The sequence below is a fragment of the Sporosarcina sp. Y1011 genome, assembly GCF_057669885.1.
Window position 1 is genome coordinate 36931 of record NZ_JBYHFP010000011.1, and the last position, 15234, is coordinate 52164.

The following is a 15234-nucleotide window of genomic DNA, read 5'->3' on the forward strand; positions in this document are numbered from 1 at the left end:
TTCCAGTATTTTTGAAAATATCAAAAGAGCTTTAGCAAAACGAAGATCATTTACTTCGTTGCAACTTGGGAGGAGAATTTTTCCGTTTTTATATATTCTTCTCAATTTCGAAAAATAAGGCTTTCTTTATTTAATGGTAGAGTGTTAGTGTGAGTTTTATAAATATCCTATACCAAATAAAACCCTTGAAAACTCCTAACAGAGTTCCCAAGGGCCAAAAGTTTTATCGATATTAAATTCTCAAGTGATGAACCGTATATCATACGGTTCAGGCTAGGAATCATATGACTTCCTTCTAAAATAATGTATTTGCTATTTTACTTATTTAGTGAACTAAATAATGAATTGTAAGCTGTAACAACTTGTTGGTAATAACCGACTAAGTTCTCCCAAACCGTTTTTTGAACTGTTTCTTTAACAGGTTCTTCTGGAGCATCGTCGCCAACAGCAAGATCTTCTACTACATCTTCAGTAGGCGCATCCGTAGCGTCGTCGCTATCAGCGGGAACTTCTACTACATCTTCAGTAGGTGCATCCGTAGCGTTGTCGCTATCAGCAGGAACTTCTACTACATCTTCAGTAGGCGCATCCGTAGCGTCGTCGCTATCAGCAGGAACTTCAGTTAGATCCTCAGCAGGCATGTCCGTTATAGTACCATCTTCATCTGGTAAGATCATTCCAAGATGATCTTGGATTAGAAAATCGTAGTAATCAATTAAACTTCCATAATTTTGTATGACAGATCTATATTCATTTACTTGCTCTTCTGTTACAATAGTGCTATCGATAGATTGGTCAGTTGACGTAGTATCTTCATTGATATTATCGTCAGCTGGCTTTTCTGTTTCATCAGTTTCATTCGCTAATTCATCTTCACCAGCAGGCTCCTCTGCAGGTTCTTCGTCAACCACAGTTTCCTCCGCAGCATCGTCTTCAATTACAGGTTCATCCGTAGCATCGTCTTCAACCACAGGTACATCCGTAGTTTCGTCTTCAACTACAGGTGCATCCGTAGCATCGTCTTCAACCACAGGTACATCCGTAGTTTCGTCTTCAATTACAGGTGCATCCGTAGCATCGTCTTCATCAACAGGTACATCGGTAGTTTCGTCTTCAATTACAGGTGCATCTGTTGCTTCATCTTCATCAACAGGTACATCCGTTACTTCGTCTTCATCCAAATCATCATCCAAATCATCTTCATTCGGTGCATTTTCCTGCAAATTTTTATTTGCAATGGTACGCATTATTTTTCCTTTTTCAGGTGAACCTGGAATGCTTGTTGCAAAAGATGAAACCTCTGCACCGTGATTTTTAAACTCTTTTTCCTCACCATTTTCAGCTGCAAAAGCTGAGCCACCTGCTCCGAAAATAGCAGCTGTTATCATTGAGGTTGACATTACAAACGGCAAAATCTTCTTGTTCGTGCTCTTCTCTTTTTGATTAGTTTCTTTAACCAAGACTCATCAAACTCCCTTTTTTTGAATTTTTTTAATCTCGACTACTAAATAAGAAATTGAAATAACACTCGCTCTATTAAGCCGTTATGTACATCTACCTCCTTCACAAGCAGAGCCTAAAATAAGGGTCAGTTTTTGAAGTATTCGTTATGTAGCTTTTCAATCGAATAATTTAGCAGTGCCCCATCTGCTTGTTACCTACAATAACAAATGAAAATAACAAGAGTGTAACGGGCGAGTAACAAGTTCCCATGGAAATATTAACCTATGTCACAATTAAAAAACACACCAAGAGTCCTAACTTGTAATTGGGAAAAGACTAAAAGGAGGGCCTATTCTAATAGATCCGCCGCCTAAATCCAGTTTATTCCTTTTTGGAAAGGCATTATCAAAGTGCTGTCCAATCGTATCACGCTACTTTTTGGACATCTACCTTGAATGGTCTAAACGATCTAACGTTATTCAATTTTATATATTACATTCGTAAATATTGAGAAGTTTTCTACCTATTAATAATATGAATGAACGGCTCTACGACAAGTTCAATTCTATAAAACTAAATATCTGTTGCGGCAAAGTTTCCGAAGGCATAATGTAATAGAAACTCCAGACCCTTGAATTATCAAAGGTTAGAGGCTTGCATCATCAATAGGTAGTCATTGAATTAATCATAGGTGCCGAAAAATCACTCTGAATATCAAGGCTTCCCAACAATTCACTGAATTGTTGAGGGGCCTTTTTCAAATACACCAGTTAGTTGTCCGTAAACTTCACCCTTTCTTAAAACACTGGTAAGTTCTATTTTGTATGCAATTTTAATCAACTAAGAATCTTTAGCGTTTCTTACTATCATGTGAAAGAGTAAAACGTCGATGTGATGAACTTACAGCAAGGATCTTATCAAAATGAATTTGAAAATGGTACCACACTTAAAAGTAAATCCATCATCCTATCAACAGGTGCTCCTTGATGCAATGTCGTCGTCCCTGGCGAGGCGGAATTTAGAAATAAAGGAGTCCGAAACTGCCGTGATTATTAGTGTAAGAACTAAAATTGGCATACACTAGCCATCGTTTCGCATTGAAAGAGGAATCTTCTTTTGTAGAGGTAAATAAATTAAAGAATCAAAAGCTATTCATTTAGGGGTGCTGACATGTGGGAAAATCATACACTATTGCATTAGTTTAGTGCTGGGAAGTTATCAAATGGCAAAAGGAATTGGTAAAGACATAAAACATTTAATTACTCTAAACAGATGTCCAAGCGCTTTTCATCTTAAGTTCATATGTTATAAATGTAAGCTAAGCTTAACAAAACAAGAAAAGAGGTGTTATAAATGGAATATTACTATTATAAAAAGAATTGCTCATGTGATAAATGCGAGAAGAAAAACCATGATGAGAAACATGAGAAACATCAGAAAGATGAGAAAGATAAGAAAGATAAGAAACATGAGAATCGCTGTAGTGGCTGTGTTTGTGAACAATTCAGACGCTTAGGAACCGGGACTGCAGTTGACTTATATCTAAGTAGTGGAGCGCAGTTTGCAGCTGCAGTTTTTAATAATCTAGACGAGAAGAGTTGCTGTGCATACTTTACTCTCGGAACTACCCCCCTTATTGTGAGTTGCAAAGACATTACTGCTATTAATATCGTTTAAATGCAGACTGAATTAAAGAAGGACCACTTTCTTTATGAAAGCGGTCCTTCTTTAATTAATCAATGTTTCAAATTACTTCTTGCACAGTTTTTGCGGGTCCATTCTTCCATTGAGTCAACTAAAACCACTTGCATTCAATTCGGAAACTTTTTGTCTTAGCGGGAAATCGCATCCCTTACACGATTCTTACTATCAGTTTCCCCCAACACCTTCATTGATGTAAATAACCTTGAAATCAAACCGGAAAATTTACTCAGTGAAGCCGTTAATTTTGTAATTGGGGGAACATTTCGCGGAGGTTTATTAACGCGGATAGGCTGTACTACTGACAATTCATAAAAGCGGCGATCAACTCAAATAAGTTGATTGCCGCTTTTAAATCTGTTCTCATCATTATGCTTCCTGTATTGATTGTAGGTCCGACTCAGTAAGTTCAGCCGGCTCTATAAAATAATTTTTATCCACCCAGTCGCGCAAGGCCTTAATATGTTCCGCGGGCATCGTCGACGTGGCTCATTTCATCTTACCGTGATAACGATTGTGTTTCTAACATTCATTTCTTTTGGTGTAACGGGAACAAGTGCGAGCACATTGTCGATTGTAAAAGTCCGCTTGGATTCTCTGAGATGACAATATGCGCAGAACGATACCTCACACCCCGTAATACCTTGACTCTCCATTTACTAACTTTACATTTTATTTTATACAATTATAGTGCATTTTCAGAATAGATATCTTTCACAACTCAGTGGGGTTTTCAATGCATTTCCGTATATCACGTTTTAATAAAATGTTGTTCTAACTCAAATGTTAGGTTTAAAATCACGAATAGTTAATTCCAGATCTATTTGGAAAAATGCCTTTCGCTTTTAATATTTTAACGAGAAACGGAATTGACGCGGGAAGTGTCACTGCGTTTATGTTGAATATCATATTTAATATGTTTCCTTCGAGAAAGAAAAAACGGTTCAGTTGACTGAACAAGAAGTAGATAGAAAACCCCAATCAGAAAACGGATTATTTTTTTGTGAACTGAAAGTGAAATCTTTGAATGGAAAGTAAACTGCTTGATATGTATAGTGCATGATGAAATCACTAGAAGTTAAAAGGATGACACCGGAATACAATTCCAGTGCCATTAATTTTTGTCCCTATTCGAACTGTCCTAATAATAGGTGCTGTTCAACTACTATTAATCTTTGTTGTAACAATAACAGTTGGTTACACGATGATAATACCTTCACTAGTGGGATGGTTGCGAAACTCGCAGAACCAAAAATTATTTCACTAGGGGTGAGGGTACATCGACAGTTGCGTTTGTAGCAGAAAAGATATTATTTCCTATTTGCGCGCGATAGAACCGTTCAATCCTTGACGAATACGTTGATAACGGCGTTAGGAAAGGCCACCTGAACAACGACATTATTATTTCCATCTATGTCGACATCTCCATTCTTAATAAAGGAAAACGCCTTACTTCCGCCGCTCGAGCAAGAGTGAGAGTGATGTTGTATATCCGCCGCGTCAACACCTTTGAATGGTCCCCAACTCTTGTTAAAATGTTTAGAACACATATGATCACCTCCTTTCTATTGTTATACTATTCAAAGCAATTGCAAGGCGGACGGGCTATCGACTACTTGTCTAAAAGAAATGAAACCTCATCGGGACAACTGTGTAACATTCAAAACATTGTTGTATGACTGGCTGAATTTCACTATTCAAATTATCAATCAAAAAAACAGCTGCGTTGACTTAGTGTCGACGCAGCTGTTTTATAAAGGGTAATCGATTTGTTGATCCCACATGTCTTCATCTATTCAATAGTTCTAAATGGGAATTCAGGCTTCTTGCGAACGATGTTGAGAAGACATAATGACTCCTTATTTTTATGTTGTTGTCGTCGTTTCATTTTATTCGAAATTTCAATAGGAGCATATATCACCTCAACCGGTGATAGACTATTAAATTCATCAGAAGACTACGTCACCGTCTCGTTTTTTTCAGAAATGCTGAGACGACACGATGGGCTTTTTTAGGCACAAATGAGTATTGCCTAGAATACAGGTTGTTTCGCACATGGCGTTCGAATTTTTTTGTGACATGAGTTTCACTGACCTCATATTGGATAATTCAACGTTTTTTATCATTCACTGGATTAAACAAAATCTAAATATGCCAGTCTAATTTGTCACGATTGTAAACGCTCTTCACAACCAAACCTTTGCGGCATTGATAGCGTATATTCCACTACACTAATTTCATCAACATTGGAAATCCTATATTTAGAGACCAAAACTATCGCCTACATCTTTTCAACGCATGCATTTGAAAGATGAATCACCATTAAGTCGATAGTGTGAAATTGTTAATTTAAAGTCCAGTCCACCTTTGTAACATTGAATACTATGTAAGTAGATAGGAGGTGAAAAAAATGAAAAATAATCATAAAAAAGAATATGAAGAAACTGAGTGCATGGATTCTAATAGCGGGGAATCTATGTTCTGGGAATGTGTTAGCCAAGAACTCAATTGTGGAGACCATCACTGTTGTGAACCGGGACCAAAAGGTGACAAGGGTGACAAGGGCGACAAGGGAGACAAGGGCGACAAGGGAGACAAGGGCGACAAGGGCGACAAGGGCGACAAGGGTGACAAGGGCGACAAGGGCGACAAGGGCGACAAGGGCGACAAGGGCGACAAGGGTGACAAGGGCGACAAGGGCGACAAGGGAGACAAGGGCGACAAGGGTGACGCTGGTGCTCCTGGTTTGTTAGTGGAATTTGAATATTGCCAAAGTCTTGTGAATCCGAACAATGGAACGATGGAACTATCAGGCGGTCCTCTTGGGACAACCTTATGTCAATTGTCTGAAACTAATAATAATGCTATTACAGTTGTTGATCCAGATAGTCGAGTTCTTCTTACAGGAACGGTTGGATGGGAATCTGATGCATCAAATCAAGTAGAATTTGTTATTTACAGAGGTAGTGTAGCAGCTGGAAATGATATCTTCAGAACAAGAGATGATTCACAAGGAAATCAGAGAATTACAACAAGTTTTAATTTTGTGGATGTTGGGCCATTTATGGCTAACGATACCATTAATTATTACCTTACTGCTAGAGTAGTAAGCCAAGGAAATGCTCCGCAGGTCGTAGGACCTATAGTGTTTACAGGGTCTGTATTCAGCCCGAATGAATAACCACACAAACTAACAGTTTACCTTTTCAAGACCAAATATATGCACCCAAAAGACAGGGAAACTAACCTCCTTAGTACATTTTTACTAATTTAGGTAAGAGTACTCTTGGGTCGGCATTAAGATTGGTGACTGAAAGTTCTTTCATTATGCATCAAGCAAAGAGTTTACAATTTCAAAATAAAACAATCCAAATCACTTGTCGGGTACCCAATAGAGTGGCGTGTTTGTGAAAAAAGTAATAAAAGATGAGTATATGAGTCTAGGTATTTGTATGAAAAAATGCTCCTTCAGTAGAATAGATACTGACAACGAAAGTCAGTTCCCTACACTACAAATGAAGGGGCATTTTATTTATAATGAACGCAGTCATTCGTCAATACTTATCTATCCCAGCTTTCGCACTTCGGATCTTACTACACCGTTTTTGTAAAACCTATTTTTGAAAAGTAGTTTGTCAGGTTAGCGTTTACACAAGTTCAATCAAATTTGAAATTCAAGGTCATTTTCTGTATTTACAACGGATTGGTAGAATTATGGCCATTCAGAAACATCTTTTAGAGCCATTAGAACATAAATAGACATATCATACCCAAAGAGTGTAATAGCACGTTTCGTAGGTCTTTAATATTAAAATGGAGAAAACGCATGGTTTGTCCATTTTGTGGGATCAAAACAAGTTGGATGTCCATTAGTTGCACTTAGTGTGTTATTATCGTGAGTGCAAATAACATCCGCTATTCCATTAGAATAAATGGCCTTGTTTCCAGCTTCATTTTTGTTCGGATTCGATATTCAAGCATGCACAGTAATAACGCCGTGCCGTAGACAATTCCCCCTCTACAATGGTTGGATTCAAGTATGTCAAGATAAATAGAATTCATATTATCATCGACTTTCTCTGTTATTCTGTTAAAAGAGACTGCAAGTCGGACGGGCTATCGACTACTTGTTTATCGCAATTTATAGTTTATTGACTAGTAATGCGGTTTTTCGGAATATCTGTACAACTACCAAAAAAGGTTAAGTTAATAGCCGAATTTTGAAATTCATTTTCTTGATTCAAAAAACAGCCGCCTGACAATATGTCAGGCGGCTGTTTTAAATAGGCGATATGATTTGTTGATTCCAATTATTTCATCTAAATGAGTTGGAATATAGATATCCTTTAAATCCTAACTGGTGCATAGGGTATGCCTTCCGTCATAAGACTGATAGCGTAGCGGTCAGGCTAATGGCTTCGGCTGCCCCTGTAAGGTGTCTTTTCAATTTCCAAATGTATTCTTATGTTCAATAGTTCTATGTGGGAATTAAATCTTCTTACGAAAGAAGTTGAATAGCCATGACGTCTTTTTATTTTTATGTTGTTGTCGCGACATTTCATTAGAAATCTCAATAGAAGCATAATCCGTCTCAATTGGAGCTACATCACTAACTACATCTGAAATATCAATACGCGAGTTATCCACCCCGATTGTAGCTGCATCACTTACTACATCTAAAATCTCAATAGAAGCATTATCCACCTCAATTGGAGCTACATTAATCACTTCATCGGAACTCTCAATAGAAGTAATATCCATCTCAATTGGAGCTACATTAATCACTTCATCGGAACTCTCAATAGAAGTAATATCCACCTCAATTAGAGCTACATTAATCACTTCATCGGAACTCTCAATAGAAGTAATATCCACCTCAATTAGAGCTACATTAATCACTTCATCGGAACTCGTAATAGAAGCATTATCCGCCTCGATTGGAGCTACATCATTCACCTCATCGAAAATCTCAATAGAAGCATTATCCATCTCGACTGGGGCTACATTAATCACTTCATCCGAATACTCCGTCACCGTTTCGTTTTTTTCAGAAACGCTAGTAGCTAGAGACAATGATAGAGCTGAATTCTCGATGACCTTTAGAGGGATCCTTTGTTTTTTTATAAACTTATTTAGATGAATTGCTGATGTTATTGGAACATTTCTGTTTCGACCATTATATAGTTGGCTAGGATTAATGCCAGTCGATGGGAAACTCTTTTTATTAAATTGCTGCACTTCTGGGTGCTTCTTCAGAACATCGAGGCTTGCTATAGGGGGTATACCACTTGGTACTTCCTGTATGTCATTAGCTATCGTTACAAGATTTTGCAGTTGTTTAAAAGATGGTGGTCGATTCGATTGTTGAATGGAAGAAATGGATGTTTGGTCTTTAGTCAAAGTAGTTTCTTCTATGAAGCTTTCCACCTTCTCCTCGTTATTAGAAAAATTTACTGATATTTGTACATCGATCGGAGCATTTCCATTTTTTACTTTATTCCTTATCAATGAAATACCTTGATTCAATTCCTCGACAGTTTGGTTAAGGGAGTTAATCTGAACCGAAATTTTTTTTACTTGTTGCCCATACTCCGCAATTTGTACGCTTTGTTTTGCACCCATTATTTCCGCTAGTGTTTCTAAATGCGAGATTTGAGTTTTAAAATCAATAAATTCATTTTTTATGAAAAGATAGCCATCAGCGGAACTTCCTGTTTTTAACGAAATTAAGGTGTCTTTGTAAGTTGCGACTTTTTTCTTCAGTTTTTCAATGTCCTCAGCGGAGTGTAACTTAGAATCTCCCATCACTTTTCACCCCTTTGCAGTCATTACTATACTATTAGTGGCGTTTTCATTACGTGACGAATTATTTCCTGTTAGACGTAATGTTGCTCAGCGGCAAATGATTTGTCACATTCAGCCTCTGACGTCTATATGATAAAGAGTTGGATTCTAAGGGGGCAATATCTTTCCTGCACTACTTCATTTGCATCAATTACTTCTTACATCTTCCCAATGAATGCAATTCACTTAGTATCTCGTTAAAGCATTCTTTTGCCCAGACCCTCATTTATTCACGTCATATGCTACGAAAGAAAGAAAAAAATTTGGAGGTGTCTACAAAATGCAAGAAAAAAAGCATTGTGATGGGAAAGAGTTAATTTGTATAAATGTCGACAAGGTCTATGATTGGATTGTTAAAGAAAAGTCGTTTGATGTTTCTCCAAAGGGATTCATTACTTTTCAGGGAATACCACACAATCTATGCGATGACGATTTAAAAGGGGCGACCGTTAGATGTGAAGTGACTCCTGATACGCATTATCCAATTGTAATCCTAGGACGTGAGGATCGCACATATTGGATTGATGGCAAGAATGTATGTCTTCAACAGCTCAATATTAAAAAGAAGTTCGATTTAACAATTTTCCTTACTCTAGGAAATGGGCACACATATAAATCAAAACCTATTGATGTTAGTCGTTGTGAACAAGTCACTTTGTGTGCACCTGAAGGAACAGATGTTGAAGTTACGTACACGGATCTAGACTGTTTTGTGTGTAGTGTTGGTATGTTAGAACTTAAAGAACATCATGGGCATGGAGAACATCATGGGCATGGAGAACATTCTGCGGGGCATCCACCAGTGGCACATCCGGATAAAATCAAATTCTCTGATCTAAGCATCTCTGTATCTACCTGCCAAAGCATCCAATCGACATACCCGGTAACTGTCGAGTTTTTGGCTGATTACTGTGAACCAAGAGAGGAATTAGCAAATAATTGCTCCGCACCACATCGCCCGAAACACTGCCAGGCTATTTTCCCAGATGACGACCACCATCACCACGGTTAATGCTTTCACTAATATCGGTCTATAGTGATAATGGTTAATCTCCAAACATATCTTAAAGAGAGGAAATTTCTCTCTTTATTTTTTTTGCAGAAAAGGGGTAGGAGATAGTGGGACACGAAAAGAATGGTGTGGAAGTGAAGATATCGAAGCTCCAGCATCAAACCAAATCATATTTAAATGAAATTAAAAAGTTGGTTGCTGAGCTCAATGATCCTGCCAAAGTGAACATAATAAGCTATTTTACTTATTCATTGAACATCTCTCACGATCCCAAACAGGAGAGCTTATGCCTAGGATCTTACCATGTACGTAATATGGGGAATCAGCCAATCACAAATCCGTATCTGTGTATAAAAGTCCCGAAGGAATCTCCATTTTCATTTTCTGGGAGATATGTCTATGAAAACTTCAAACAGTCATTGAAGAATGCCAGTGGGTGGGTACGTACAAATGAAAAAACGGATAAAGAGGAATTTTGGCTTAAACCTTTAGGGAAAGCATCCATTGAACCTAATGAGACCCTTTCATTTTCAAACTTCCAGATTACATGGTCTCCTGAAGAATCTTATGCAGGCAGTATCATGGCATTTATGTATAGTGATCAATTGAAAGATGGAATCGCTGTGATTAACCCAATCAATCTCAATGGATCCGTCCTAGTACAGGAGGATGAAAATGGCTGATCTAGATGGAAAAGAGCAAGAATCATTAGTGAAGCAAGCAATCCGCCAATTTATGAAAACTCAACTTAACGAACTGCAAGATGATAAACAAGAAAATGACAATAGCTTTGTCTTTTTAGAAAAGAGTACATTGAATATGATGCTTACCTATTTGTTTATGAACGGAGAACATCGAAATAATGGAAAAGTGAATGAAGATTCTCTAGTGAAGATTTTAGAGGAACTTGAACAGGTCATTGCGGACAACAAAGAGGATTTTGAGGAAATCATCACATTGCTTAAAGAAAGAATCTAATTTCATCTGATACAGTCTTTTGCCTCGAAAATAGCTGCGATGGGAGGGAATGATGTGAATGGTGAAAATATCAAAAATAATGATCCTCTGCAACTTCAACAAATGATCATCTTTTTAAAGGCGGAATTAGGTAAACAAAAATCGGAAGTTAAAAAATATCAAGACAGCTATCACTATTCAGTAGTAGAGAACCTTGAGCAAGAAAATCTGCAATTAACGAACGAAAAAATGGAACTAGCTGAGGAGTTAGTGAAGTTAAAACAAGAATTTGAAAAGAGGATTAGTTATTATAAAGGACCAGTTCAATTGCAAGAAATACAAGAGAAAAGATACATCACTTCTATTAATACCTTTCAGAAATCAAACACAGATCTACTACCAATTAGCAAACAGTTAAACGAAGTAATTATTAAATTGAAAGACGGAGTCAATACCAATCAACATAGATACAAAAAACAAGATAAACAAGTTTCTTCTATTCATAAAAAACTTGCAAATAATAAAACGACTATAGAACAACTCGAAAATAAGCTTGTTGATCTTATTCAAGAAATAAATAAGCAAGTACATATCCAAATGGAAAAGTTAGATAGGACCAATAAAGTGCGTGCTCAATACGAGAAAGTAAGACGACATTTAATAAAAGAAATAGAAGATAAAAACAGTGTTATAGGGAAACTCCAACATGAAATGTTGGAGTTAAAAGAACAAAATAAAAAGCAGACTGAGGCTATTGCAATAGAAGAAAAGAAATTAATTAATAAAACGACTATCGCTCAGCTCGAAAATAAGCTTGTTGATTTCATTCAAGAAGAAAATAAACAAGTACACTCCCAATTGGAGAAGTTAGACATAGCCAACAAAGAGCGTAGCCAATCCGAGAAAGTGAGACAACAATTACTACTAGAAATAAAAGAGAAAAACAGTATTATAGAGAAGCTCCAACATGAAATAACGAATATAAAACAACAAAATGAAAAGCATAGTGAAGCAATTGCATTAGAAGAAAAAAACCTAACTAATAAATCGACTATCGTTCAGCTCGAAAATAAGCTTGTTGATTTCATTCAAGAAGAAAATAAACAAGTACACTCCCAATTAGAGAAGTTAGACATAGCCAACAAAGAGCGTAGCCAATCCGAGAAAGTGAGACAACAATTACTACTAGAAATAAAAGAAAAAAACAGTATTATAGGGAAGCTCCAACATGAAATAAAGAATTTAAAACAACAAAATGACAAGCATAGTGAGGCCATTGCATTAGAAGAAAAAAACCTAACTAATAAAACGTCTATCGCTCAGCTCGAAAATAAGCTTGTTGATTTCATTCAAGAAGAAAATAAACAAGTACACTCCCAATTAGAGAAGTTAGACATAGCCAACAAAGAGCGTAGCCAATCCGAGAAAGTGAGACAACAATTACTACTAGAAATAGAGGAAAAAAATAATACAATAGGAAAACTCCAACATGAAATATCGAATTTAAAACAACAAAACGACAAGCATAGTGAGGCAATTGCACTAGAAGAAAGAAATCTAACTAATAAAACGACTATAGCTCGGCTCGAAAATAAGCTTGTTAATTTCATTCAAGAAGAGAATAAACAAGTACACTCCCATCTGAAGAAGTTAGACATAGCCAGGAAAGAGCGTGCCCAATCCAATAAAGTTAGACAACGATTACTACTAGAAATAAAAGAGAAAAATAATACTATAGGAAAACTCCAACATGAAATATCGAATTTAAAACAACAAAATGAAAAGCATAGTAAAGCTATTACAATGCTAGAAAAAAAACTGAAACAGAAGAATGATAGTCAACCAGGGATTGACTCATTTTCTTCTACAACTTCACCTACTATTGATACTGAATCACTTATCCAATTAGACCATCAAATAAAAAAAATATTAGCCAAATCGTTGTATTACGAAGAAAAGTTGGATGCGAAGTTACTTGTTGTTAATACTTTGGAACATAAATTAAATCAGCTTACTGTAGAAATTGATGGAATAGATGTTTTCAGTGTAGAGGGTCGGATTTCAAAGGAATCTTGATACTTGAAACTCAATTTTAATCATTTACGGGCTATCAAAGGTTTCTCATTAGTTGACCAAACTATTGAAAAGCCTTTTTTTATTTTGTTTTTGTGGAATTTAATGGTCTTATTACTATAACTATTTTTCCTGACATTCCTTATGCTATTATTCCCATTTATGAGAAAAACAAAAGAATATTTAAATATTTAGGGTATTTGACTATTCTAATTCCAAATAGAATGATAATATTCAGAATAGGCACATTTATTCATTATATTGTTTTGCTGAATTAAAACATTTTTAAAGAGGAGGAAATGAGATGTTGAATATTACAGAGAAAAGCAAATTTTCCGGATATCCACAGCAGCCCCATGGCGGAAGTTTGGTAGACAAAGTGGTAACTGGTATAGCGTTAGAAGAGGATTTGGTTAAAGCAAAGCAGCTACCAACTATTATGGTGGATATGGAAGCAGTCATTACGCTTGAAATGATTGCGACGGGCGTCTTGTCTCCTAATGAGGGTTTTATGAAAGAAATTGACTATAATTCCGTTCTTACGAAAGGGCGGTTAGATAATGGGTTAATTTGGCCGGCACCGTTGAGTTTTGCTCCAACTGGTAATCGTAACAAAGAAGTGGTCCAGTCACTTTCGATTGGGGATGAAGTAACACTTGCTGATGAAAACAAAGAGCCTGTGGCTATTCTCATAATAGAGGATATTTTTGAGTACGATAAAGAATATCGTGCTTCTCATCTCTTTGGCACTACAGACCGTAATCACCCAGGTGTAGATGCGATTTATAGGCGGATGGGTGACGTCGCGTTAGGGGGACCCATCAGATTATTGCGACGTGCTGATTGGGGACCATTTGAGAAACTTCGTTTGGAGCCAAAAGATACTTGGCATGACTTTTATGAAGTAAAGAAGTTTCGTTCGGCAGCAGGATTTATCACGGGTGCCAATCCTTTACACAGAGGCCATGAATATATTCATAAGAATGCTTTAGAAGAAATAGATGGCTTGCTTCTTCAACCATTAGTGGAAATGGCTAAACGAGAGTATACACGCCATGAGTTTCGTATGCTGTCTTATCGAAGTGTATTAGATACGTATTATCCAAAAGGTCGATCAATTCTAGCTCCCCTGAGAGTGACTTACATTTTTGCTGGACCTCGGGAAACGGTGTTACACGCTTTAATTATGAAGAATTACGGTTGTACTCATGCACTAATTGGTCGGGATCATGCGGGAATAGGCGATTATTACGACAAGTATGCCAGCCATAGTATATTTGATGAGTTTGATCCAGCAGAGCTAGGAATAGATATTCGGCTTTACCATGAAGTCTTTTACTGTACACGTTGTGATAGTCCTGCGACTGGCCAATCTTGTCCACACGACGAAAGCTATCGGATAAACATTTCGGGCACAGGTATTCGAGAAATGCTCCGTCATGGAATTATGCCGCCAAAAGAAATTGTTAGACCTGAATCTGCCCGAATTGCCTTGCAGGGAATTCAGCCTAAAGGACTTGACGATAGTGAAAATGCCATATCGCCCGTAGGAAAAACAATTAAAAGCATGTTCCCATTCTATTTAGAGAGAACGAGGCTTGGTGGACGTAAGCGCGTTACCCCTTTAACAGAGGGAGAATTGACTAACCTGGATTTAGAAGAGGTTAACTTGGATGTCCGCGCCAATGCGGATCGAATCTATCGAGAAGTTTATGAAGAGTATAGTAGTGTTGGCGACACGAATCGTAGTTTGCAATCAGAATGGGTAGCAGATGCTCGAGAAGCATTACACTTACAACAGCAAATGGTAATTCAGGATTTGGAAGAGAAAGTTGAACAAGCTCCAATTGCTGCTTCCGATGAATTCATGTACCAAGACAAGGAAGAGTCTAAACTAGAACTTGAAGTAGCTAAAAAGATTCTTGCAGACCTTCCAAAGGTACTTCGTTCAGATAATCTAAAATATCGTAATTGGAACCACTTACCCTATAATCGTTATCGTGGTAGCGATGATCCAAATGAATAATAGATAAAGTGTTAGTAATACATCCGCCAAATGGGTTCCCAATTGGCGGATGTTTATGTTTGAACTTTAATTGAGAATTAAGGGTCATAGAGTCTATGGAATTGTTCACAATTTCCACTGCTTCAACAATAGGAAGTGGGCAACCTGAAAAAGTACAAATTCAAATCGCTTCAACAGA

General features: G+C 37.1%; 10 protein-coding genes and 1 pseudogene. 8 read left to right on the forward strand and 3 right to left on the reverse strand.

From position 1 onward, the window contains the following. Window positions 1-317: 317 nt before the first annotated feature. Complete coding sequence (locus AC25Y5_RS12795; protein WP_488140633.1) at window positions 318-1460, reverse strand: hypothetical protein; 1143 nt, start codon at window positions 1458-1460, stop codon at window positions 318-320. An 865-nt stretch (window positions 1461-2325) separates the two neighbouring features. On the opposite strand from AC25Y5_RS12795, the pseudogene AC25Y5_RS12800 reads away from it, so the two are divergent. Both AC25Y5_RS12800 and AC25Y5_RS12805 read left to right on the forward strand, forming a co-directional pair. Continuing rightward, window positions 2326-2427: pseudogene (locus AC25Y5_RS12800) on the forward strand (hypothetical protein); the annotation flags it as partial. Between the two features lie 369 nt (window positions 2428-2796). Next, window positions 2797-3120 (forward strand): hydrolase, encoded by a 324-nt coding sequence (locus AC25Y5_RS12805; protein WP_488140634.1) that lies wholly within the window; start codon window positions 2797-2799, stop codon window positions 3118-3120. 1364 nt (window positions 3121-4484) lie between these two features. Here the strand turns inward: AC25Y5_RS12805 and AC25Y5_RS12810 are convergent. Then, window positions 4485-4694 (reverse strand): hypothetical protein, encoded by a 210-nt coding sequence (locus AC25Y5_RS12810; RefSeq protein WP_488140635.1) that lies wholly within the window; start codon window positions 4692-4694, stop codon window positions 4485-4487. 860 nt (window positions 4695-5554) lie between these two features. On the opposite strand from AC25Y5_RS12810, the gene AC25Y5_RS12815 reads away from it, so the two are divergent. Further along, complete coding sequence (locus tag AC25Y5_RS12815; RefSeq protein ID WP_488140636.1) at window positions 5555-6325, forward strand: hypothetical protein; 771 nt, start codon at window positions 5555-5557, stop codon at window positions 6323-6325. A 1307-nt stretch (window positions 6326-7632) separates the two neighbouring features. Here the strand turns inward: AC25Y5_RS12815 and AC25Y5_RS12820 are convergent. Beyond that, complete coding sequence (locus tag AC25Y5_RS12820) at window positions 7633-8949, reverse strand: hypothetical protein (RefSeq protein WP_488140637.1); 1317 nt, start codon at window positions 8947-8949, stop codon at window positions 7633-7635. Window positions 8950-9268: 319 nt separating this feature from the next. On the opposite strand from AC25Y5_RS12820, the gene AC25Y5_RS12825 reads away from it, so the two are divergent. The 5 genes from AC25Y5_RS12825 to AC25Y5_RS12845 all read left to right on the forward strand — a co-directional run bounded on the left by AC25Y5_RS12825 (window position 9269) and on the right by AC25Y5_RS12845 (window position 15056). Further along, the gene (locus tag AC25Y5_RS12825) at window positions 9269-10000 is read left to right on the forward strand and encodes a BMQ_0737 family morphogenetic spore coat protein (protein ID WP_488140638.1); all 732 of its coding nucleotides are present in this window, start codon (window positions 9269-9271) and stop codon (window positions 9998-10000) included. Window positions 10001-10107: 107 nt separating this feature from the next. After that, window positions 10108-10683: a hypothetical protein gene (locus AC25Y5_RS12830; protein WP_488140639.1), complete on the forward strand. Its 576-nt coding sequence runs from the start codon at window positions 10108-10110 to the stop codon at window positions 10681-10683. Beyond that, complete coding sequence (locus tag AC25Y5_RS12835) at window positions 10676-10978, forward strand: hypothetical protein (RefSeq protein WP_488140640.1); 303 nt, start codon at window positions 10676-10678, stop codon at window positions 10976-10978. The genes AC25Y5_RS12830 and AC25Y5_RS12835 overlap by 8 nt, the downstream gene beginning before the upstream one ends. A gap of 54 nt (window positions 10979-11032) precedes the next feature. Then, window positions 11033-13033 (forward strand): hypothetical protein, encoded by a 2001-nt coding sequence (locus AC25Y5_RS12840; RefSeq protein ID WP_488140641.1) that lies wholly within the window; start codon window positions 11033-11035, stop codon window positions 13031-13033. Window positions 13034-13334: 301 nt separating this feature from the next. Further along, window positions 13335-15056, forward strand: coding sequence for a sulfate adenylyltransferase (locus AC25Y5_RS12845; RefSeq protein WP_488140642.1), 1722 nt, complete (start codon window positions 13335-13337; stop codon window positions 15054-15056). The last annotated feature ends 178 nt before the right edge of the window (window positions 15057-15234 follow it).

Bases quoted from the DNA above. Each gene is read 5' to 3' on its own strand.
- AC25Y5_RS12845 (WP_488140642.1), top strand. From the start codon at position 13,335: ATGTTGAATATTACAGAGAAAAGCAAATTTTCCGGATATCCACAGCAG.
- AC25Y5_RS12820 (WP_488140637.1), bottom strand. From the start codon at position 8,949: ATGGGAGATTCTAAGTTACACTCCGCTGAGGACATTGAAAAACTGAAG.
- AC25Y5_RS12805 (WP_488140634.1), top strand. From the start codon at position 2,797: ATGGAATATTACTATTATAAAAAGAATTGCTCATGTGATAAATGCGAG.
- AC25Y5_RS12810 (WP_488140635.1), bottom strand. From the start codon at position 4,694: ATGTGTTCTAAACATTTTAACAAGAGTTGGGGACCATTCAAAGGTGTT.
- AC25Y5_RS12825 (WP_488140638.1), top strand. From the start codon at position 9,269: ATGCAAGAAAAAAAGCATTGTGATGGGAAAGAGTTAATTTGTATAAAT.
- AC25Y5_RS12835 (WP_488140640.1), top strand. From the start codon at position 10,676: ATGGCTGATCTAGATGGAAAAGAGCAAGAATCATTAGTGAAGCAAGCA.
- AC25Y5_RS12815 (WP_488140636.1), top strand. From the start codon at position 5,555: ATGAAAAATAATCATAAAAAAGAATATGAAGAAACTGAGTGCATGGAT.